Raw genomic sequence first — 21,276 nt, forward strand, 5'->3', positions numbered from 1 at the left:
CTAAGTTAGGCTTAATTTGTGTTGTTGGATGTCTTCCGGTGTGTCGACATCCATTACAAATGCCTTATTACTAGTTAGCAGATTCCTCACTTGGTCGGTATGAGTATCCATATATTCCCGACAAACCATCCCAGGATTTGCAAGGACCTCTGATATCGCTTTTCGTGAAAAGAGCACAGGATTACCGCGTCTACCTTCCACCATTGGGAGAATGATTTCCACGCCGCTCTCTCGCTTGAGGAATGCATCAAGCAGCTCTTGAACTTCTCTCACACCTATCTTAGGCTGATCTGAGAGTGCGACCAGTAAGACATCAAATTCTCCCTTAAGGGATTCGATCCCCAGACGAACTGATGAAGCGTGACCTTTTTCTGGAGCAGGATTTTGAATGACTTCAATTGGATGAGCCAAGGAGGCATTCAACTTTGCGATCTCGGACTCAATCGCTCCCGCATGAAAGCCAGTCACTACGATGTATTCAGTTGGGGCAAATCCTTGAATGGCGCTTGAAAATAGCTCCAACAGGGTCTGACCGTCCTTGCGAAGCAGGGCTTTGGGATGCGTACCTAGACGACTACCCTCTCCCGCTGCTAGCAAGAGCACGGCAAGGCGTAAAGGTGAGGCTTGAGGAGACGGGCTAGAACTTGTCATTAAGGTGATAATAATTACATTGCTAGAAGAAAATAATAAATACAAAAAATTAAATATAAGAAATTAAAGCTAAGAAATGAACAGCACTGATTTAAGCGTACTTAAAGCCGCCGTTGACTGGCTCAAGGCTGGCCACCCTGTTGCCATCGCTACAGTAGTTCAAACCTGGGGTTCCGCCCCACGGCCTATCGGCTCTTGGTTGGCTATTCGAGGTGATGGACAGGTTACTGGATCAGTGTCTGGTGGGTGCGTCGAAGATGACCTGATTCGTCGGGTTCAAACTGAAATCTTGACCAGAGACTTGCCAGAGATGGTGGTCTATGGCGTTAGTCAGCAAGAGGCCGCGCGCTTTGGTTTGCCTTGTGGCGGAACACTACGCCTGCTCGTTGAACCAAAACCAGAATTGGCGATTCTGGAAGCCATTCTGGCCTCCATCTCCAATCACCAAATTACCTCCCGCACAGTTGATCTTGCGAGCGGTAAATCTACGCTTGAATCCGGTAACCGTAATGAGGCATTTATTTGCGATGAGCAATTAATGAAAACCACTTATGGTCCTCGTTGGCGCATGGTCATCATTGGTGCGGGGCAACTATCGCTCTATACGGCAGACTTTGCCCTGGCATCTGACTTTGAAGTCATTGTCATTGATCCTCGTGAAGAGTATGCAGAAGGCATCAATCGCGAGCATATTCAGTTTATCAAGGGCATGCCAGATGATGTATTGCTAGAAATTGGCGTTGATTCTCATACCGCGGTAGTTGCTTTAACGCATGATCCCAAGCTCGATGACATGGCCTTGATGGAGGCATTAAAGTCACCCGCTTTTTATGTTGGCGCACTGGGCAGCAGAATCAATACCCAGAAACGCAAAGCCCGCTTATTAGAATTTGATGTGACACAAGAACAGGTAGAGCGTCTCCACGGTCCTGTTGGTCTCTTTATCGGCGCTTTGACGCCACCTGAAATTGCTGTATCCATTTTGGCTGAAGTGATTGCCGTGAAGTACGGCGTACCAATTCCTAAAAAGGTTTAAACGTAGACAAAAAACCCGATCAGTTAATGACCGGGTTTTTTGAACTTCTACCAAGCTAGGCTTGCTACTTAGTTTGCCTTGAGCTTTCCATCTTTTAGTCTTGGCTCTACGAAATGGCCCTTACGCGCACGATTACCTGCAAACGATTTTAGGGTTTTCGCATCCAGACTTAACTCGGTTGGCTTACCAGCACGTCCAGCACCAGAATACGTAGCGCCATCAGGACCGACTGCAATTGCAGATGCCAACTTCTCTTTGTCATCCAATCCCATCAGAATGACGCCTTTACCACCAGTAGGTAAACGCTTAAGCTCATCCAGTAGGAATACTAATAACTTAGAACTTTCAGATAGGCAGGCCACCTGCTTCATGCCGGCGGTTACTTTGGCTGCTCCAAGCGGTGCATCACCACCTGGGAACTTGCTATCGATGCCAACGAAAGATTTACCAGCCTTGTTACGGGTAGTCATATCTGCAACGTTTGCAAGGAAGCCGTTACCTGATCTTGTAGAAATGAGTACTAAATCATCCGGCTGGCCAGCATAGTAAGCCACCATTTGTGATCCAGCAGCTAAGTTCACAAAGCTGGTCAATGGCGAACCATCACCACGGGCACCAGGCAACTCGCTAACCGGAACGGTATAGACGCGGCCATCACTACCAAAACCTTGCATCACATCGACTGTTCGGCACTCAAATGTTCCATAGAGAGCATCGCCCGCTTTAAAGCCAAACTGGGTTGCATCGTGCTCATGGCCTTGGCGTACGCGCACCCAACCTTTTTGAGACACGATGACTGTTACTGGCTCATCCAATACTTTAGTTTCAGCAACAGCGCGCTTATCTTCCTGAATTAAGGTGCGACGATCATCGCCAAAATCCTTCATATCGGATTCAATTTCTTTGATGATGCGCTTACGGAGAACGGTATCGCTCTGCAACAAACCTTCAAGATCGTCACGCTCAGATTTGAGCTCTTTCAACTCTTGTTCAATCTTGATGCCCTCAAGGCGAGCCAACTGACGCAAACGGATATCCAAGATATCTTCCGCTTGGCGATCACTGAGTTTGAATTCTTTAATGAGGTCAGCCTTAGGCTCATCGCTATTGCGAATGATCTTAATGACCTTATCAATATTGAGAAGAACGATTAAGCGCCCTTCCAAAATATGCATGCGGTCATTCACCTTACCTAAGCGGTGCTGAGTACGACGAGTAACAGTGCCAACCCGGAAAGAGATCCACTCTGAAATAATCTCTTTGAGACCCTTTTGACGTGGACGACCATCGGTACCAATCATCACCAAGTTCATTGGCGCATTAGACTCTAGTGATGTGTGAGCGAGTAATAAGTTCGCAAACTCATTGACATCAATATTCTTGCTCTTGGGCTCAAATACCAAGCGCACGGCAGCATCTTTGCTGGACTCATCACGAACACCATCCAGCACATTCAAGATAGTGGATTTGAGATTGCTCTGCTCTGGGGTTAGGGTCTTCTTACCAACCTTGACCTTCGGATTAGTAATTTCTTCAATCTCTTGCAGTACGCGTTGTGATGAAGTCGATGGCGGCAACTCATTGACCACAATCTGCCACTGACCACGAGCCAATTCTTCGACAGACCAACGGGCACGCACTTTGAGACTGCCGCGACCTGCTTCATAAATCTGCGCAATCTCTGCTGGGGAAGAAATAATTTGACCGCCGCCTGGATAGTCAGGGCCCGGCATGATCTCTAACAACTCTGAAGTACTCATTTTTGGAGACTTCATTAAAGCAATTGCTGCACTAGCTACTTCACGTAGATTATGCGAAGGAATCTCAGTCGCCATACCTACGGCAATACCAGATGCCCCATTCAGGAGAACAAATGGCAAGCGTGCTGGTAACAGCTTAGGCTCCTGGAAAGATCCATCGTAGTTGGGCGCAAAATCAACCGTACCTTCATCAATCTCGCTCAATAAGAGACCGGCAATTTTGGTTAAACGCGCTTCGGTGTAACGCATTGCCGCTGCGCCGTCACCATCACGTGAGCCAAAGTTACCTTGACCATCGATCAATGGGTAACGCAATGAAAAGCTCTGGGCAAGACGCACTAATGCGTCATAAGCAGATTGGTCACCGTGCGGATGAAACTTACCTAATACATCACCTACAACACGAGCGCTCTTCACCGGCTTAGCATCAGCGCGTAAGCCCATCTCGCTCATCGAGAACAGAATACGGCGCTGCACCGGCTTTTGACCATCCGATACATCCGGTAAAGCACGACCCTTAACAACGCTAATTGCGTAATCAAGATAAGCGCGCTCTGCGTAGACTGCCAGCGTTAGGCTGTCTTTGTCATCTTCATTGAGTTCAACAATTTTAGGATCGTGTGGATCCTTAGGGCCACCCGCTTGAGCAGCAATGGGCTCATCTACTTCAACAATATTCATTTCAATGGGCTCACCTGCAAACAAGTCTGCTTGATCATCTGAACCAGTACCGCCCGGAGTTTTTTTAATCGCCATTAGATATCCGCCTCTACTTCGTTACCGCGCTCTTCTAGCCAATCACGACGCGCCCCGGATTCGGATTTACCCATCAACATATCCATTGTTTTAATCGTTTCATCTTCAGTCCAGGCACCCAAAGTCACCGGTAATAGGCGACGTGTGTCTGGATTCAAAGTGGTATCCCACAATTGCTCCGCGCTCATCTCGCCCAAGCCTTTAAAGCGAGAAATTTGCCAAGCAGTTTCTTTAACGCCATCCTTGCGCAATTTATCTTCAATTGCTTGAAGCTCATTTGCATCAAGCGCGTAGATCTTTTGCGCTGGCTTTTTGCCACGTGCTGGCGCATCCACCCTAAACAATGGTGGTCTTGAAATATGAATGTGACCTAATTCAATTAACTTAGGGAAATGCTTGTAGAACAAAGTTAGTAGCAATACCTGAATATGCGCACCATCGACGTCTGCATCTGACAAGATGCACACTTTGCCGTAACGCAAGTTCGACAAGTCAGGCGTATCGTTAGCGCCATGCGGATCAACACCAATCGCAACTGCAATGTCATGCACTTCGTTATTCGCAAACAAGCGATCGCGCTCTGCTTCCCAGGTATTGAGAACCTTACCGCGCAAAGGCAGAATGGCCTGATATTCCTTATTGCGACCCATCTTGGCTGAGCCGCCCGCTGAATCACCCTCAACAAGGAAAATTTCATTCAGACCAATATCTTCGCTCTCGCAATCAGTGAGCTTTCCAGGAAGGACTGCCACACCAGAAGATTTTTTCTTCTCGACCTTTTGGCCTGCGCGTGTTCTTGCTTGCGCCTGTTTAATAACTAGGTCAGCTAATTTACGACCGTAATCCACATGCTCGTTAAGCCAAAGCTCAAGAGCAGATTTTGCGTAACCAGAAACCAAACGCACTGCATCTCTGGAATTCAAGCGCTCTTTAATTTGACCTTGGAACTGGGGATCTAAAACCTTGGCAGACAAAATGAAGGAGGCGCGTGCAAACACGTCCTCGGGCATGAGCTTCACACCTTTAGGTTGAAGAGCATGCATCTCGATAAAACCTTTAACGGCATTAAAGAGGCCTTCTCGTAATCCGCTCTCGTGCGTTCCGCCCGCCGGAGTCGGAATCAAATTCACATAACTCTCACGCACTGGTGGGCCGTCTTCAGTCCAGGTGACAACCCATGCAGCGCCCTCGCCTTCAGCAAAGGAATCATCATCACCATTACCAGTGGCGTATTGCTCACCCTCAAACGGAGGAATTACTTCTGCACCATGGCCCGCTTGAGCCATCGCTTCATTTAAATAGCCGCGCAATCCTTGCGCATATTGCCAAGTTTGACTCTCGCCAGACTTCTCTTGAATCAGGGTTACCTTTACGCCAGGCAACAAGACTGCTTTGGAGCGTAACAAACGAATGAGCTCAGGCATCGGGATGCCAGGACTATCAAAATACTTGCCATCAGGCCATGCGCGGACACGTGTCCCGTGCGCTTTATCTTCTTTACCAGCAGCACTAGTTTTGAGCTTTTCGATGACCTTGCCATCAGCAAAAGTCAAAGTAGATACTTGGCCTTCACGCCATACAGTGACTTCAAGGCGCTTAGATAAAGCATTCGTTACCGAAACACCAACTCCGTGCAAACCACCGGAGAATGCATAAGCACCGCCAGTACCTTTTTCGAACTTACCGCCAGCATGGAGCTGAGTAAAGACGATTTCTACAACAGGCAACTTCTCGGTGGGATGTATTCCAACCGGAATTCCACGACCATCATCTTCCACGCTCACACTGCTATCGGTATGCAATGTCACGATGATTTGCTTACCAAATCCACCTAAAGCTTCATCGGAAGCGTTATCGAGCACCTCTTGAATGATGTGCAAAGGGTTATCAGTGCGGGTGTACATTCCCGGCCGCTGACGGACGGGCTCTAGTCCTTTTAGGACCTGAATCGATGATTCGCTGTATTCGGAAGTTTTACGGGTAGCCATGCGGGCAAATTGTAGTCATGTGTAAAGCAAAACCCGAATTTTCCTGAATTACCCCTCTATTCATGCCAAAATTAGCAGATGGGAGCCTTAAGTCATATTCGCGTTTTAGACCTCAGCCGTGTTCTTGCCGGCCCGTGGTGCGCACAAAACCTCGCCGATCTCGGCGCAGATGTCATTAAAGTGGAGCGCCCAGGCGTTGGGGACGATACCCGCCATTGGGGCCCTCCCTTTGTAAAGGATGCCAAGGGCCATGACACCGCAGAAACAGCCTATTTCATCTGTATTAATCGCAATAAACGCTCTATTACGGTCGATATCCACAAGCCTGAAGGCCAAGAAATCATTCGCCAGCTCGCTAAAGAGTCCGATGTAGTCATTGAAAACTATAAGGTTGGCGATTTAGCCAAGTACGGCCTCGATTATGAAAGCCTCAAAAAGGTTAAATCTGACCTGATTTACTGCTCTATTACCGGTTTTGGCCAAGATGGCCCCTATGCCCATCGTCCAGGTTACGACTTCATCATCCAAGGTATGGGTGGCTTTATGAGTGTTACTGGTGAGGCAGATGACTTTCCAGGAGCCAGTCCACAAAAGGCTGGCGTGGCAATAGCGGACATCTTTACCGGCATGTATGCCAGCACGGCCATCTTGGCCGCAGTAGTCCATCGCGATCAGACTGGTCAGGGTCAATACATTGATATGGCCCTTTTGGATACTCAAATTGCGGTCATGGCCAACGTCTCTAGCGCCTACTTATGCTCGGATAAAGTTCCCCGTCGCTGGGGTAACGCCTCGCCCATCATCGTCCCCTACCAAACCTTCCCAACTTCAGATGGCTGGATGATTGTGGCCGTCGGTAATGATGGGCAATTTGGACACTTTGTTACTGCCGGGGGTGAGGCACATTTGGCTGTAAACCCACGCTATATCAGCAATCCTTTGCGGGTAGAACACCGCAAGTCATTGATTCCATTACTAGAAGTGATGACTCGTCGCAAAACTAAGGCTGAGTGGATTAGCCTTTTAGAGGCAGCAAACGTACCCTGTGGCCCTATCAACAACTTCGAAGAAGTGTTTGATAACGAGCAAGTTAAGGCGCGCGGCGTCCAAATTGACGTTCCTCACCCTACTGCCGGCAATATGAAGCTTGTTGCTAGCCCGATGCGACTATCGGAGACTCCAGTTGAAGTCCGTATGGCTCCACCCACCCTGGGGCAGCACACGCATGAGATTTTGAAAGAACGCTTAAGCCTAGATCCCCAAGCTATAGCCTCCCTCCAAGAAAAAGGCATTATTTAACCCAATGACATCGAGTCAATCAAACCAAAAACTATCCCTTAAACAGGTACTGATTTTTGGCGGGCTGATGGTGACTTTCTCCATGGGGATTCGCCATGGTTTTGGTTTATTCAACCTTCCAATTACTTCGGCCAATGGCTGGGGACGTGAAACCTTCGCTCTCACTATTGCGCTACAGAATTTGATTTGGGGTGCAGTTCAACCGATCACCGGAGCATTGGCCGATCGTTATGGTGCCCTCAAAATTATGGTCGCTGGTGGCGCACTCTATGCGCTTGGTTTAGCCGGCATGGCAATCTCCACCGATGCCCTGAACTTTTCATTGGCAGGTGGATTGCTGATTGGTCTTGCACAGACTGCAACAACCTATAGCGTGGTCTATGGAATTTTAGGTCGCAACGTTGCCGCAGAAAAACGGGTGTGGGCAATGGGCATTGCTGCAGCTGCAGGATCGTTTGGACAGTTTCTTATGATTCCGGTTGAACAAGGACTACTTAGCAGCTTTGGTGCCAACGATGCGCTACTCATGTTGGCACTGATGGCCAGCTTGATGATTCCGATTGCGTTTATGTTGCGCGAACCCAATGTAAACAATCTCCAGCAAGCGAGCGATCAAACAATTAAACAGGCACTAAAGGAAGCCGTCGGCAATCCTAGTTTTAGATTACTTACCTTGGGTTACTTTGTGTGTGGATTTCAGGTGGTATTTATCGCGGTACATTTGGCACCTTACCTCAAGGATTTATCCAAGATTTATCCCGATGTTGGTGCACCAGCGGTAGCAACGACTGCACTGGCGTTGATTGGCTTATTCAATATCTTTGGCACCTATAGCGCCGGAATACTAGGCCAACGCTTCCCTAAGCGTTACCTACTGTCAGGGATCTATATCCTCAGATCTATTGCCATTATGGCTTTTGTTTGGCTACCACTAAGCCCAACTTCTACCTACATCTTTGCAGCCATCATGGGCTTCCTATGGCTATCCACCATCCCTTTAACCAATGCGATCGTGGCGCAGATCTTCGGCGTTAAATACCTCACCATGCTTTCTGGCCTGGTGTTCTTCTCGCATCAATTGGGCAGCTTCTGTGGCGCTTATTTTGGTGGCTATTTATTTGATCGCACCGGCTCCTATTTGATTGTTTGGAATATCGCAATTGCATTAGGTGTGTTTGCATTCTTGGTCAACCTGCCTGTTAAAGAGCGTGCGATTCATCGCGCTGCGCTCGCTTAAGACAATATGCAAGCAAAACACCGTATATCGCAATGGCTCTTGTATCCACTTGCAATCATTATTTTGGGCGCGATTTTTTTCTCCTACTTTGCACCTGACATGATGGTTGCCATCACCAATTCTGTATGGGCGATGTGTGGCTGGTAATCAGTGGATAATGTTTCACGCCCTAACATCTTTTTAAAAATTAGTTTTTTATTTTTTGATTCTTGCCGTAGCACAATGGATAGTGCACATGCCTCCTAAGCGTGGGATACAGGTTCGATTCCTGTCGGCGGGACCACTCCCAAATAAAAACTTATCCACAGGTTTTGTGGATAAATACCCAAAAGTTTTCGTAAGTCGCAGATTTGTATAGAGTGACCTAGCTTGCTTAAATTATGAGCATCCGTCTCCGACAAAAATATAAGTAAAGATCTGTTGACAATTGAAATTCATTTATAGATTTTTAGATTACTTTTTTAGTATTTTTAATTTCTCTTACACTTAGAGCATGTATAAGCTCACCACCAGCACCATTGCCGCCCTTGAGGAAATGCTCCAAAACACGGCGAGATCTGCCCCACAGGATTTTTTACCTATCCATTTTCTGGGTGGTGCATCGTCTGGGCAGGTCATTGGGCACCTGAATCCGGATTTCATCCCCTATTTACAAGAATCCTTGGGCAAAAATCCAATCTCCCATATAGATATGGCCCACGATCGCCTGACTATTCGCCATGCAAGGCCTTTGACGCTCTCCGAGAGTCTGGCGAAATTGGCCGATCGGATGCAGCAAGGTGGCTTTATTCCGGGCTGGAGACACGAGGATTTCGCTTGGATTGACCAAAATGGGCATGAATACTTCCGTTTAGAGCGCTCTGCCTTCCGTACATTTGGCTTTCAGAGCATGGCAACCCACATTAATGGCTATACCAAGGCCGGCAATCTCTGGCTTGGACGCCGGAGTGAAACCAAGGCTACCGACCCAGGTCGGCTAGATAACTTGGCTGCCGGTGGCATTGGAGCTGATGAAACCCCCTGGGTTAACGCCCGCCGAGAATTATGGGAAGAAGCCGGCGTTCCACCGCAGATTTCTGACCAAATTGAGCCAGTGGGCCGTATTCATATGCGCCGCCCCATTCCAGGGCGCGGTTTTCATGATGAGCAGCTCTATATCTATGACTTAGAGCTAGCAGACAACTTTGTACCGACCAACCAAGATGGTGAAGTCAGTGGTTTTATCGAAATCTCGATTTCAGAGGCTGCAGCCCGCATTCTTGCCGATGAATTCACTAGCGATGCCGCTTTTGTGACGGCGGATTTCATATTGCGTAATACCAAAGCAGGCTAGATTTCCCCGCCCTAGACTGAAGCACTCTTCACTACTTGATTTTGGTCACCCAACTTGGCGTGAATTCGTGGTTAAATTAGCTCTAAGGATGAAACAGGGGTGCCCTGATAGTGATTTTTACTGTGAGGCGCTGAGAAAGACCCTATAACCCGATCCAGGTAATGCTGGCGTGGGGAGTTTTCCATCAGACCGTCACCCGGTTTCGTCCATCTAATTACAGTCAGGAGATGGACATGAGCGATACCAAAAATAAATCTAAACAAGAAATTCCTAGCCTTAAAAGCTTGGAGCGAGACTTTGGCCAAAAATTTGCCTATCCCGCTTCGACCAAAACCTATCTAGAAGGTTCGCGTCCAGATATCAAAGCGCCTATCCGAATGATTGAGCAACTATCAACTCGCGTAGGTGAAGAGATGGTTCCCAATCCACCTGTTCCTGTTTATGACACATCAGGTCCTTATAGCGATCCCGATATCGTGATCAACCTTGAAAAAGGTTTGCCTTTATTGCGTAAGAACTGGATTGAGGAACGTGGCGATACAGTGCAATTGGCTGGACCGAGCTCTGAGTACGGAGTTGCTCGCTCACAAGATGCGGCCACCCAGAATCTGCGTTTTGCCCACATTAATCCTCCACGCGTTGCACGCGCTGGCCAAAACGTGAGCCAAATGTATTACGCCCGTAAAGGCATCGTGACTCCTGAAATGGAATACGTTGCATTGCGTGAGTCCATGGGCCTTGAGCAATTACGCAAGAATCCTGAATACAAACAACTCCTCAAGCAGCATCCTGGTAAGAGCTACGGTGCAAACTTGCCTGACATCGTCACTGGTGAATTTGTACGTTCAGAAATTGCTGCTGGGCGCGCGATCATTCCCGCGAACATCAATCACCCAGAACTAGAGCCAATGATTATTGGTCGTAACTTCCGCGTGAAGATTAACGGCAACCTCGGTAACTCTGCCGTGACCTCTTCTATTAATGAAGAAGTAGAGAAAATGGTTTGGTCCATTCGTTGGGGTGCAGACACCATCATGGATCTGTCTACCGGCAAACATATTCATGAAACCCGTGAGTGGATTATTCGAAATTCACCAGTTCCAATTGGTACTGTACCAATCTACCAGGCGCTTGATAAGACCGGTGGTATTGCAGAAGACCTCACTTGGGAAATGTTCCGCGATACATTAGTAGAGCAAGCTGAGCAAGGTGTGGATTACTTCACTATTCATGCTGGTGTATTGCTGCGCTATGTTCCATTAACGGCTGACCGCATTACCGGTATTGTTTCTCGCGGTGGCTCGATTATGGCGAAGTGGTGTTTAGCTCACCATAAAGAAAACTTCCTCTATACGAAGTTTGATGAGATCTGCGAGATCATGAAAGCCTATGACGTGTCATTTAGTTTAGGCGATGGTTTACGTCCTGGCTGTATCGCTGACTCCAATGATGCTGCACAGTTTGGCGAACTTCATACCCTGGGCGAGTTGACTGCCAAAGCATGGAAGCATGACGTTCAAGTCATGATTGAAGGTCCTGGTCACGTTCCAATGCAGCGCATTGAAGAAAACATGACTGAGGAATTAAAGCACTGCTTAGAAGCGCCCTTCTATACCCTTGGGCCATTGATTACCGATATCGCTCCTGGATATGATCACATCACCAGCGGTATTGGTGCTGCGCAAATTGGTTGGTACGGAACAGCGATGCTTTGCTATGTCACACCAAAAGAGCATTTGGGCTTGCCGGACAAAGAAGATGTCCGTACCGGCATCATCACATACAAGATTGCAGCCCATGGTGCAGACTTAGCTAAAGGCTTACCGGGCGCTCAAGTTCGCGATAACGCTTTATCCAAGGCGCGTTTTGAGTTCCGCTGGGAAGATCAATTTAATCTTGGCTTAGATCCTGAGCGTGCACGTGAATATCACGATGCAACCTTACCTGCTGAAGGCGCCAAGATTGCCCATTTCTGCTCAATGTGTGGACCGAAGTTCTGCTCCATGAAGATCACTCAAGAAGTACGTGATTACGCTGCGACTTTGGATGCTGACGGTAATCCGAAAGCAAAAGTGATTCCGATTACTGCAGAAGCTTCAGCCGATCCACAAAAAGGCATGGAAGAGATGTCAGCAGAGTTTCGTAAGCGCGGTAGCGAGATTTATCAGTAAGTGACTAAGGCATTCTCAAACGGCAAATATGCCATCGTTGGCGCCGGCCTTATGGGTCGGTTGCTGGCGGTTGCGCTTGCTAAACGCGGTGCTCAAGTTGAGCTGTTTGAGAAAGGCGGTTCAGATGCCGCTAATGCGGCTGCCCGAATTGCTGCTGCAATGCTTGCGCCTCTAGCGGAGTCTGCCATTACGGAAGATAACGTTGTGCGGATGGGTGTTCATAGCCTACCGCGTTGGAAACAACTCATCGATGAACTAGCTAAGCCGGTTTACTTTCAGCAAGATGGCACTTTGATCTTATGGCATCGCCAAGATGCCAGTGATGCAGAACGTTTTGCCTCCCATCTTGAAAGAAATTGTGATCGCAATCAGGCACTTTCTAAACCGATTCATTTAGATACTCAATCTCTCGCAGAAATTGAGCCGGGTGTTGCTGATCGTTTTACCCAAGGCCTCTATCTTCCCAATGAAGGTCAACTGGATAACCGCCAATTACTGGAAGCTTTATTAGTTGAACTCACCTTAATGAAGGTGCCTTGTCATTGGAATCAAGCCATTGATCCTGAGCAGCTCCGTAACAGTGAGCATGGTTTTGATTGGGTGATTGATTGTCGTGGCCTGGGTGCGAAGGATTCGTGGAAACAGATTGGTGACGATTCCAAAGATTTGCGTGGCGTGCGTGGTGAAGTTATTCGCTTGCATGCACCAGAGGTCAAACTGCGTCGCCCTACTCGCTTAATTCATCCACGCTATCCAATTTATATCGCTCCAAAAGAAGATGACGTCTATGTTGTTGGCGCTACAGAGATCGAATCCGAGGATTTATCTCCTATGAGTGTGCGCTCCGCCATGGAATTACTCAGCGCGGTTTATACCGTGCATAGTGGTTTTGCGGAAGCACGTATTTTGGAGATGGCTACACAGTGTCGCCCGACACTTAAGGACAACTTGCCTGAGATTGCTGTTGATCAGAAATCCAACCAGGCTGATCTCATGATGGTCAATGGACTCTATCGCCATGGCTTCATGATCTCTCCAGCTATTCTGGATTGCGCATTAGAAGTGTTGAGCTCAGGATCTAGTGCTACCGCAATTGAATTGGGATTAGAAGTCACGGGTTCGACCCATCAGGAGCTAAGCGCATGCGCATAATGGTCAACCAAGTTGCTCAAGAGGTTCCGGATAACAGCACGATTGATGATGTTCTATTGCTTATCAATGCAAAACCGCCTTTTGCTGTTGCCATCAATTATGAATTCGTTCCCAAGACCAGGCACGCGGAAGAAGTTTTGCGTGAAGGCGATGAAATGGAAGTCATTGCACCAGTTACTGGCGGCTAATTCTTCTACGAATGAAAAAATCAAGACATAAGTAATCTATTCATATGACTGCCCCTTTGCCATATCCTTTAAATACTGCAGATCCGCTGGTTCTGTATGGCGAGACTTTTGCTAGCCGTTTATTGCTAGGGACTTCGCGTTACCCGTCTCCACAAGTTTTAGAGAATGCCGTTAAGCAATCTAATCCCGGAATGATTACCGTCAGCTTGCGTAGGCAAGGCACTTCAACTGCAGAGGCGCACTCTGGATTTTGGGATCTTCTCAAAAAAATGGCTGTACCTGTATTACCGAATACCGCAGGCTGTCACAGTCCTAAAGAAGTCATTGCAACCGCGCAAATGGCGCGTGAGGTTTTTGAAACTAGCTGGATTAAGTTGGAGCTAATCGGGGATGACTACACTTTGCAACCCGATACTTTGCGTTTAGTTTCCACAGCAGAAACTTTAATTAAAGATGGTTTTAAGGTTCTACCTTATTGCACAGAAGATCTTATCTTGTGCCAACGCTTAGTTGATGTGGGATGCCAAGCAGTAATGCCTTGGGCTGCACCGATTGGAACAGGCCAAGGCCCTTTAAATCCCTATGCATTAAAACTCTTGCGTGATCGTTTGAAGGTTCCACTTTTGGTAGATGCCGGTTTAGGCCTGCCATCACATGCATGTAGCGTAATGGAATGGGGTTTTGATGGCGTCTTACTAAATACTGCTGTTGCACTAGCTGATGACCCAGTGGCAATGGCTAAAGCATTTGCAATGTCTGTAGATGCCGGTCGCACTGCCTACCTTTCTGGCGCTATGAAAGCCCAGCAATCCGCACAAGCTAGTACGCCATTAGTTGGCACGCCTTTTTGGCATCAAAGTTAAATAAGGTACTAATGAGCTTAGTTCGCGATCTTGCAGACCAAATTGTTGCAGCTCATAGCAAATCGGATTTGTGCCTGCCTATTCCAGCATTCAGTCTAGAATCGCCACCGCCATTAATTGATAACGAACATGCTGCTGATCATTACGAACTCGCCGGCATAGTTGCTGCAATCCAAATGGGCTTTATTGAACGTGATGCCAAAACCTTAGGTAAGGCCTGGTCACGCATGGTGCACCAAGATGGCGGATTTAATCCCTTTAAGTGGCCATCTAGACCGGAGCATTTTGACTTGCTTCCCTGGACCCGCAATATGAATCCCAATGCTTTTGCGGAGTGTCCAAAGCGCCTAGGTTTATATGCGGTGATGCCTGATGCTGATTGGGTGAAGCGCATGGTGGAAGCCGAAGTGCCAACCGTACAACTGCGCCTCAAATCCGAGGATAAAAAACTTATTCGCAAACAGATTAAGCAAGCTGTTGATGCAGTCCAAGGCAGCAAGACCTTGCTCTTTATTAATGATTATTGGCAAGATGCGATTGAGGCTAGCGCCTACGGAATCCACTTGGGACAAGAAGATTTAGAGACTGCAGATTTGGATGCCATACGATCTGCAGGGCTTCGACTTGGCTTAAGCACCCATGGTTATGCGGAGATGGTTTATGCCGATCGTTTCTGCCCAAGTTATATTGCTATGGGCGCAGTCTTTCCAACGAATTTGAAGAAGATGGAAACTGCTCCACAGGGTTTAGGACGTTTATATAAGTACGCTCAATTAATGAACCACTACCCATTAGTAGCGATTGGTGGTATTGATGAAAGCAGTATTCATGCGGTGGCACAAAGTGGTGTGGGTTCAGTTGCTGTTGTCAGAGCTATTAATGGTGCCAGTGATCCTAAAGCAGCTGTAAAGCGTCTTCAAGAGCTGATGAAGACCTAAGTCATAAGACTTAATGCATCAAACTTAATACTTACCCTCTTCTTCCGGTAGTGCAGTTCGATAGAAATCATGCATATGCCACAAGGGTCCAGGACCCTCACCAATACTCAAGAAACGTCCTGCCTCAAGCCCTGCCTCAACATAAGAGATTGCCTTAGCAACTGCATGAGAAAGATCGTGACCATCTGCTAAATAGGTTGCAATGGCGGATGCTAATGAGCAACCAGTGCCATGGGTATTGGCTGTATTGACGCGGTAATGCTTGAACTCTTTTGATTGAATTACTTCAAGACCATCTTCCATGGTTCGCCACATCAGAAAATCAGTCAATTGAGTATGGGTGGTATCGAGATGACCGCCCTTAATCAAGACTGCCTGGGGACCCATGTCGAGCAACTCTTCTGCAGCGAGCTTGAAATCCTCGGGGCCGGTTAATTCTCGGCCCAGGAGCAAGGACGCCTCCTCCAGATTGGGGGTTACTAAAGTCGCCATCGGAAACAACTCTTTAATAATGGCTTGGGCAGTGTCATCGCCACCAAGACTGGCTCCTGAAGTAGCCCTCAATACAGGGTCAAGAACAATTCTTTTGGCTCCATGGCGCTTCAAAGCCGATGCCACGGTACGGACGATTTCTGGGCTGGCTAACATGCCAATTTTGACAATATCTACGCCAATATCCATAAATACTGCATCGATCTGAGCCTCGACCACATCAAGGTCGATATCCTGAATACGGCTAACCCCCAAAGTGTTCTGGGCAGTGATGGCAGTGATGACCGACATCCCATATCCACCCAGGGCTGTAATGACTTTGAGGTCAGCCTGAATGCCCGCGCCGCCGCCACTATCGGACCCGGCGATGGTCAATACTTTAGGGATCTGTACAGAACTTGGAGTAGATGATTTCATCTTGCTATAATATCGGCTTATTCCTCGATAGCTCAGTTGGTAGAGCGCCGGACTGTTAATCCGTAGGTCCCTGGTTCGAGCCCAGGTCGAGGAGCCAGATATAAGAAAACCACCTTTTGGGTGGTTTTTTCTTTTGTAATCCGAGTGAAGTAATTGAGCTTAAATCAGCCCCTTCTTTCTTAAATTAGCTAAGCGGTTATTTAAGGTCTTGATAGTGAGGAGATTAAGCTTGTCTCCCTCAGCCCAATTACTGCCTTTCCACTCAATGCCTTCTGATGTGACATTGGCAAACGGCTCTTTACCTTCTTTTGCATAGCCTTCTAAAATAGCAATGAGTGCAGGACGATCATCGGATCCACCGGCATCTTTAATGGCATCTAAGATTGGCTTAGTAATCGTATCGCCATAGGTAATCTTGGAATCTGGATGCTTGGCAGCTGAGGGCTCTTCAAAGATGTACTCATGCGGCCACTCAAAAACGTTTCTAGCTGAATTCTTGACCGACTCCGGACTTACGGCACCGCTTGCAGGATTTTTTGGATCAGTCGGTAAATTGAGTTCCGCAATCCAGGCCTCAAATTCTGCAATGCGGGCATAGCGCTTTTCCTCGCTATCGCGCTTTTGTTCTTCCTGCGAAAGCAACAATGTGACCCAGGCCCATGCGATGTCTTTAGGTATAGCAAACTCTTGCGCCAAAATACCGCTCGCTTTTTTTAGGATTGGCTTGGATGTGAGTTTTGTCATTGCGTTCTTTCTGATTCTTTAATAAGTGCCTTCAATTTCGGGTGGACAGCTCAGGGGGAAGGCTCCCGGTCATTATTGCAATGCTCGCCACAGACCCCGTAGGATACTCTTGATTTAGCCGAATTTAGTATTGAAGGATCAATCGATGGGTTACAACCCATTTATAAGGGCAAATCTCGATATAAAAAAGCCCTTAGAAAAAATCTAGGGGCTTTTTCAATGCCACAACGATATTGCGTAGATTGAAGAATTACTTCTCAGGCTTAAATGGGCTGTCCAAGAACTCTTGTACACCAGCAAACATCAGCATGCGATTCTTTTCCATAATGATGGTGTGAGTGCCCTCACTAATCTGCAACATGATTTTGTATGGTGCATTTTCTAATTTGGTGAAATATTCATAGAGCATATAGCTTGGTAAATCAGCATCCCACTCTGCATGAACCAGCATTACAGGCACACGAATATCTTTAGGCTCATACACTGGCTTTCCAGCCGTCCAGTACTCACGAGCGTCTTGAACTGTTCCGTTGGGAGCGCGTAATTTCTTAGGGCTCTGATTTTTGCCCCATGGGTCAGTCTCAAAGGTAGCCTCAGCCCATTTCTCAAACCAACCCTCTGGGATTAGGGTGGCCTTTGCATTCTCGGGCACACCAGTTAACCAGCGATTTTTTGCATCAGTAATCGACGCTACGCGATATGCGCCAAGCTGACCACCCTTATCGGTTAATGGCGCCCCGCCCTGACGCAGCCATTGAGGAGCATATAGAACGAGCTTATTGACCTTGTCATTATTCTCGGTGGTGTATTTACCCATAATGGTAGTACCCCAAGACCAGCCAAGTAAATTCATCTTGTTGATGTTTCGCTTTTTTAGAATGTAATCAACGGCACTCGATACATCCCTTACGGCAACATCGGTTCTCACAAGCGGTGGGTTCTGATCAGCGGGCTGATCCATCTCAGGTGGTCGCGTTGATTTTCCATAGCCACGCAGATCAACTAGCCACACATCGTAACCTCTGGCCGCCATGTATTCCATCCATGAAGTTCCACCCAAAGACAAATCAAAGGCAGTTTCTGCTGGATACGTTGAGCCATGAACATAAAGCAATGTTTTATCGGCAGTAAATTTCTTCATGCCGGCTAGATGCTTATTGCGCACGTAGAGTGAAATTCCCGGGGTGTCACTTTGCACCATGTACTCATTCATTTGAATCTTTCCTGCCGCAAAAGCGGTATCAAGAAAAATACAAGAAATGAGGGTCACAGCCAGATGTAATGTTCTTTTCATTTCGTCTCCTATGAGCTTAAGCCCTTTTATGTGTTTTAAAGATCAATATAACATTTCAAAAGAAGTCAAAATGCGAAAAAAGAGGTCTTTTCGGGTGTTTGCACCCTACTTTTCCTCCAGAATCCCCCGTACATAAATTGGCTAAGCACTTTAAAATGAAGCCTATGACCAAAATTCCAGAACTTCTAGCCCCTGCCGGCAGCCTCTCTATGCTGCGCACTGCCTTTGACTTTGGCGCTGATGCCATTTATGCGGGGCAGCCACGTTACTCCCTCCGAGTACGTAACAACGACTTCGGAAAAATGGAGACGCTCAAAGAAGGTATTGATACCGCCCATGCTTTAGGTAAAAAGTTCTATCTAGTGTCTAACCTACTGCCTCATGGCGGTAAGACGCGTACCTACATTAAAGATATGGATCCCGTGGTTGCATTAAAGCCTGATGCCATGATCATGTCAGACCCAGGCCTCATCATGATGGCCAGAGAAGCTTGGCCAGATATGCCAATTCATTTATCGGTTCAGGCTAATACCGTCAATGGTGCCTCTGCTAAGTTCTGGCGCTCTGTTGGCATTAGTCGAGTTATCTTGTCACGCGAACTTTCTTTTGATGAAATCGAAGAAGTTCGTCAAGACTGTCCAGAAATGGAATTAGAAGTATTTGTTCATGGCGCTTTGTGCATTGCCTACTCTGGTCGCTGCTTACTATCTGGCTATATGTCACATCGTGACTCCAATCAAGGCGCTTGCACCAATGCTTGCCGCTGGGATTACAAGGTCAAGCCAGGCCAGCAAAATACCAGCGGTGATGTAGTTCTTCTCCAGGAGGCGCGTCGTCCAGATGATTTGATGCCAATGGAAGAAGATGAGCACGGCACTTACATCATGAACTCCAAGGATTTACGCGCTATTGAGCATATTGAGCGCTTGACGAAGATGGGCGTGGATTCATTCAAGATTGAGGGGCGCACCAAGTCACCCTATTACGTTTCGCGTACCTGCCAGTCCTATCGCACTGCGATTGATGATGCAGTAGCCGGACGTCCGATGAATATGTCACTTATTGGCAATCTAGAAGGTCTTGCAAATCGCGGCTATACAGATGGCTTTTATGAGCGTCATCACGATAAAGAGTATCAACTCTATATGCGTGGTCACTCCCTATCAGGCAGAAGTCTTTATGTTGGTGAAACTATGGAGTTTGATGAGGCAACTGGTCGCGTCAAAGTGGATGTCAAGAACCGTTTCTCCCTTGGAGATAAATTAGAAATCATTGAGCCCGAGGGCAATCAAGATATGGTGCTCGAAGCCATGTGGAACCTCAAAGGTGAGCCTATCGATGTGGCGCCTGGATCAGGGCACTTTGTCTGGATTCAGTTACCACTGAAGAGCAAACATGCATTTATTGCACGCTACACTCAAGAACCTGCCCCTGTTGAAGCTGGTGGCTCTTGCAGTAACTGCTAATCGAATAACTCTGAAAGTTTTTATGACTGCAACATCCCTCCACTCAGCCCCTGAAAAAAGTTTAAAAGAAAAAGCTCGGGAAGAATTTATAAAGGCATTTGAGCTAACCATTTACTTCGGCGTATGGTTTTGCGCTCTTGCCTTTTTAGCAGCAACCTCTCTGGATGAGAGACCGATTCCTTTATCTATATTTGGATTTGCTTTATTTAAAGGGGCTATTTGTGCGAAGTTCATGTTGGTAGCCCAGGCATTTTTTCCAATTACGGTTGATAAAAAAAATGGGATTGTGAACTCCCTGATCATTGAGTCCTTAGTCTATTTAGCAGTGGTCATAGGTCTAAATTACCTAGAGGCTGGAGTAAGTGGACTGATTCATGGAAAAGAATTCTTAAGCTCCATGATGAATTTTGGGAAATCAGATCCATTGCGTATAGTTGCAATGTCAATCGTGTACTGGTTAATTGTGTGGCCATACCTGTTATTTGTTGGTATGGGCTTAATGCTTGGTAGCCATGCCACCATACAAATTTTGTTCGGCGAAAAATCAAAAACAACTAAATAAATCCAGTAAGACTGCCTTGATGATGAAGTCATCCTCTATTCGTCAAGGCAGGAGTTTTGGGGTATTTGCTTTTCTAGCGCTTACCTTAAGCACTTTATTTCCCGCCCTTTCTTGTGCACAAGAAATCGAAGCGCGCACATACTCCAATGCGCCAGTCGGAATCAACTTCATTAGCGCAGGAGTTGCGCAAGCAAAAGCCGGCAATTACACGCTGACAAGTGAAGTTGTTGGCCTTACCCATATCTTTGATGCGTTTGGGCAATCCGGAAAACTCACTCTAGTTCTGCCATACGGCCAATTGAGTGGTTCTAGCAACGCTGGCGGTCGAACAGTCAATGCGAGCACCGAAGGCCTATCTGACCCCCTCATCAAAGCTGCGGTGAACCTATATGGCGCACCAGCATTAACACTGGATCAATTTAAGAATTATCAGCAAGATCTGATTGTTGGCGTCAGTCTTGCGGCATCAGTTCCATGGGGCAAGTACGACGACAACCAGCTGATTAATGTTGGCGCAAATCGTTGGTTTATCCAGCCCGGCCTTGGCATCTCCAAAGCGCTGGGCCCGTGGAGATTTGAATTGGCTGGCGCGGGTATTTTCTACACCAGCAATACCAACTTTATGAACGGTAATTCGCTAACCCAAAACCCCGTCTACTCGACCCAGACTCACGCTATTTATTACTTTCAGAATACAGCTTGGATCTCGGTCGATGCCACCTACTTCACTGGTGGCCAAGCGTACGTTAATGGCAATGCCATTAGTGGCAGTCAAGAGAACTGGCGCTTTGGCACAACGATGTCATATCCAGTAAATAAACATAACTCCGTACGACTATCAGCAAGTACCGGCGCCTACTCTAGAACGAATAATGGCTATGACTTGTATGGTATTTCTTGGCAATACCGCTTTGGTGGCGGTTTGTAGC

The 21,276-nt window shown here is 47.2% G+C and carries 19 protein-coding genes, 2 tRNA genes and 1 riboswitch; of the genes, 15 read left to right on the plus strand and 6 right to left on the minus strand.

Going from position 1 to position 21,276, the window contains the following annotated elements; genetic code table 11:
- Positions 1–651: an NTP transferase domain-containing protein gene (locus ICN14_RS02815; protein WP_216224650.1), complete on the minus strand. Its 651-nt coding sequence runs from the start codon at positions 649–651 to the stop codon at positions 1–3.
- Between the two features lie 76 nt (positions 652–727).
- On the opposite strand from ICN14_RS02815, the gene ICN14_RS02820 reads away from it, so the two are divergent.
- Positions 728–1,687 (plus strand): XdhC family protein, encoded by a 960-nt coding sequence (locus tag ICN14_RS02820; protein WP_216224651.1) that lies wholly within the window; start codon positions 728–730, stop codon positions 1,685–1,687.
- A 68-nt stretch (positions 1,688–1,755) separates the two neighbouring features.
- Here the strand turns inward: ICN14_RS02820 and parC are convergent, their stop codons facing one another.
- The gene (gene parC / locus ICN14_RS02825) at positions 1,756–4,128 is read right to left on the minus strand and encodes a DNA topoisomerase IV subunit A (RefSeq protein WP_216863220.1); all 2,373 of its coding nucleotides are present in this window, start codon (positions 4,126–4,128) and stop codon (positions 1,756–1,758) included.
- 74 nt (positions 4,129–4,202) lie between these two features.
- Complete coding sequence (locus ICN14_RS02830) at positions 4,203–6,191, minus strand: DNA topoisomerase IV subunit B (RefSeq protein WP_216224652.1); 1,989 nt, start codon at positions 6,189–6,191, stop codon at positions 4,203–4,205.
- A gap of 78 nt (positions 6,192–6,269) precedes the next feature.
- Here ICN14_RS02830 and ICN14_RS02835 point away from each other — a divergent pair, with 78 nt between their 5' ends.
- From ICN14_RS02835 to ICN14_RS02880, 10 genes are all read left to right on the plus strand, one after another.
- Positions 6,270–7,490 (plus strand): CaiB/BaiF CoA-transferase family protein, encoded by a 1,221-nt coding sequence (locus ICN14_RS02835; RefSeq protein ID WP_216224653.1) that lies wholly within the window; start codon positions 6,270–6,272, stop codon positions 7,488–7,490.
- A gap of 4 nt (positions 7,491–7,494) precedes the next feature.
- A complete protein-coding gene (locus ICN14_RS02840; protein ID WP_216224654.1) occupies positions 7,495–8,727 on the plus strand; it encodes an MFS transporter in 1,233 nt (410 codons plus the stop codon).
- Between the two features lie 6 nt (positions 8,728–8,733).
- Positions 8,734–8,874, plus strand: coding sequence for a hypothetical protein (locus ICN14_RS02845; RefSeq protein WP_216224656.1), 141 nt, complete (start codon positions 8,734–8,736; stop codon positions 8,872–8,874).
- A gap of 61 nt (positions 8,875–8,935) precedes the next feature.
- Positions 8,936–9,010, plus strand: a tRNA-Arg gene (locus ICN14_RS02850).
- Between the two features lie 210 nt (positions 9,011–9,220).
- Positions 9,221–10,060 carry an NUDIX hydrolase family protein gene (locus ICN14_RS02855; protein ID WP_216224658.1) on the plus strand — a complete coding sequence of 280 codons (840 nt, stop codon included), beginning with the start codon at positions 9,221–9,223 and terminating at the stop codon, positions 10,058–10,060.
- Positions 10,061–10,145: 85 nt separating this feature from the next.
- A riboswitch (TPP riboswitch) is annotated at positions 10,146–10,253 on the plus strand.
- Positions 10,254–10,293: 40 nt separating this feature from the next.
- Positions 10,294–12,231, plus strand: a complete 1,938-nt coding sequence (gene thiC, locus ICN14_RS02860) for a phosphomethylpyrimidine synthase ThiC (RefSeq protein ID WP_255535933.1) — start codon at positions 10,294–10,296, stop codon at positions 12,229–12,231.
- Positions 12,232–13,383 (plus strand): FAD-dependent oxidoreductase, encoded by a 1,152-nt coding sequence (locus ICN14_RS02865; protein ID WP_370624797.1) that lies wholly within the window; start codon positions 12,232–12,234, stop codon positions 13,381–13,383.
- A complete protein-coding gene (gene thiS, locus ICN14_RS02870) occupies positions 13,374–13,571 on the plus strand; it encodes a sulfur carrier protein ThiS (protein WP_216224660.1) in 198 nt (65 codons plus the stop codon). The genes ICN14_RS02865 and thiS overlap by 10 nt, the downstream gene beginning before the upstream one ends.
- A gap of 44 nt (positions 13,572–13,615) precedes the next feature.
- Positions 13,616–14,434, plus strand: a complete 819-nt coding sequence (locus ICN14_RS02875) for a thiazole synthase (protein WP_216224661.1) — start codon at positions 13,616–13,618, stop codon at positions 14,432–14,434.
- Positions 14,435–14,445: 11 nt separating this feature from the next.
- Positions 14,446–15,372 carry a thiamine phosphate synthase gene (locus tag ICN14_RS02880; RefSeq protein WP_216224662.1) on the plus strand — a complete coding sequence of 309 codons (927 nt, stop codon included), beginning with the start codon at positions 14,446–14,448 and terminating at the stop codon, positions 15,370–15,372.
- A 24-nt stretch (positions 15,373–15,396) separates the two neighbouring features.
- Here ICN14_RS02880 and thiD read toward each other — a convergent pair whose 3' ends face one another.
- Entirely contained in the window at positions 15,397–16,281 is an 885-nt protein-coding gene (gene thiD, locus ICN14_RS02885; RefSeq protein ID WP_216224663.1) for a bifunctional hydroxymethylpyrimidine kinase/phosphomethylpyrimidine kinase, read from the minus strand.
- 21 nt (positions 16,282–16,302) lie between these two features.
- Here thiD and ICN14_RS02890 point away from each other — a divergent pair.
- Positions 16,303–16,378 (plus strand) — tRNA-Asn (locus ICN14_RS02890).
- A gap of 62 nt (positions 16,379–16,440) precedes the next feature.
- On the opposite strand, the gene ICN14_RS02895 is transcribed toward ICN14_RS02890, so the two are convergent.
- Both ICN14_RS02895 and ICN14_RS02900 read right to left on the minus strand, forming a co-directional pair.
- A complete protein-coding gene (locus ICN14_RS02895; RefSeq protein WP_216224664.1) occupies positions 16,441–17,025 on the minus strand; it encodes a hypothetical protein in 585 nt (194 codons plus the stop codon).
- A gap of 250 nt (positions 17,026–17,275) precedes the next feature.
- Complete coding sequence (locus tag ICN14_RS02900; RefSeq protein WP_216224665.1) at positions 17,276–18,319, minus strand: alpha/beta hydrolase; 1,044 nt, start codon at positions 18,317–18,319, stop codon at positions 17,276–17,278.
- Positions 18,320–18,483: 164 nt separating this feature from the next.
- On the opposite strand from ICN14_RS02900, the gene ICN14_RS02905 reads away from it, so the two are divergent.
- Genes ICN14_RS02905 through ICN14_RS02915 form a run of 3 tightly spaced genes read left to right on the plus strand, consistent with a single transcriptional unit; the run spans position 18,484 to position 21,275 of the window.
- The gene (locus tag ICN14_RS02905) at positions 18,484–19,785 is read left to right on the plus strand and encodes a U32 family peptidase (protein WP_216224667.1); all 1,302 of its coding nucleotides are present in this window, start codon (positions 18,484–18,486) and stop codon (positions 19,783–19,785) included.
- Entirely contained in the window at positions 19,763–20,347 is a 585-nt protein-coding gene (locus tag ICN14_RS02910) for a hypothetical protein (protein WP_370624798.1), read from the plus strand. Before ICN14_RS02905 ends, ICN14_RS02910 begins: the two co-directional genes overlap by 23 nt.
- A 19-nt stretch (positions 20,348–20,366) precedes the next feature.
- Positions 20,367–21,275, plus strand: coding sequence for a transporter (locus ICN14_RS02915; protein ID WP_216224668.1), 909 nt, complete (start codon positions 20,367–20,369; stop codon positions 21,273–21,275).
- The last annotated feature ends 1 nt before the right edge of the window (position 21,276 follow it).

The sequence above is a fragment of the Polynucleobacter sp. MG-27-Goln-C1 genome (genome assembly GCF_018881905.1).
Classification (GTDB): domain Bacteria; phylum Pseudomonadota; class Gammaproteobacteria; order Burkholderiales; family Burkholderiaceae; genus Polynucleobacter.

What these genes read in the sequence shown, in the direction of transcription:
- ICN14_RS02815 (WP_216224650.1), bottom strand. Translation starts at nt 651, where the DNA reads ATGACAAGTTCTAGCCCGTCTCCTCAAGCCTCACCTTTACGCCTTGCC.
- ICN14_RS02820 (WP_216224651.1), top strand. Translation starts at nt 728, where the DNA reads ATGAACAGCACTGATTTAAGCGTACTTAAAGCCGCCGTTGACTGGCTC.
- parC (WP_216863220.1), bottom strand. Translation starts at nt 4,128, where the DNA reads ATGAATATTGTTGAAGTAGATGAGCCCATTGCTGCTCAAGCGGGTGGC.
- ICN14_RS02830 (WP_216224652.1), bottom strand. Translation starts at nt 6,191, where the DNA reads ATGGCTACCCGTAAAACTTCCGAATACAGCGAATCATCGATTCAGGTC.
- ICN14_RS02835 (WP_216224653.1), top strand. Translation starts at nt 6,270, where the DNA reads ATGGGAGCCTTAAGTCATATTCGCGTTTTAGACCTCAGCCGTGTTCTT.
- ICN14_RS02840 (WP_216224654.1), top strand. Translation starts at nt 7,495, where the DNA reads ATGACATCGAGTCAATCAAACCAAAAACTATCCCTTAAACAGGTACTG.
- ICN14_RS02845 (WP_216224656.1), top strand. Translation starts at nt 8,734, where the DNA reads ATGCAAGCAAAACACCGTATATCGCAATGGCTCTTGTATCCACTTGCA.
- ICN14_RS02855 (WP_216224658.1), top strand. Translation starts at nt 9,221, where the DNA reads ATGTATAAGCTCACCACCAGCACCATTGCCGCCCTTGAGGAAATGCTC.
- thiC (WP_255535933.1), top strand. Translation starts at nt 10,294, where the DNA reads ATGAGCGATACCAAAAATAAATCTAAACAAGAAATTCCTAGCCTTAAA.
- thiS (WP_216224660.1), top strand. Translation starts at nt 13,374, where the DNA reads ATGCGCATAATGGTCAACCAAGTTGCTCAAGAGGTTCCGGATAACAGC.
- ICN14_RS02875 (WP_216224661.1), top strand. Translation starts at nt 13,616, where the DNA reads ATGACTGCCCCTTTGCCATATCCTTTAAATACTGCAGATCCGCTGGTT.
- ICN14_RS02880 (WP_216224662.1), top strand. Translation starts at nt 14,446, where the DNA reads ATGAGCTTAGTTCGCGATCTTGCAGACCAAATTGTTGCAGCTCATAGC.
- thiD (WP_216224663.1), bottom strand. Translation starts at nt 16,281, where the DNA reads ATGAAATCATCTACTCCAAGTTCTGTACAGATCCCTAAAGTATTGACC.
- ICN14_RS02895 (WP_216224664.1), bottom strand. Translation starts at nt 17,025, where the DNA reads ATGACAAAACTCACATCCAAGCCAATCCTAAAAAAAGCGAGCGGTATT.
- ICN14_RS02900 (WP_216224665.1), bottom strand. Translation starts at nt 18,319, where the DNA reads ATGAAAAGAACATTACATCTGGCTGTGACCCTCATTTCTTGTATTTTT.
- ICN14_RS02905 (WP_216224667.1), top strand. Translation starts at nt 18,484, where the DNA reads ATGACCAAAATTCCAGAACTTCTAGCCCCTGCCGGCAGCCTCTCTATG.
- ICN14_RS02915 (WP_216224668.1), top strand. Translation starts at nt 20,367, where the DNA reads ATGATGAAGTCATCCTCTATTCGTCAAGGCAGGAGTTTTGGGGTATTT.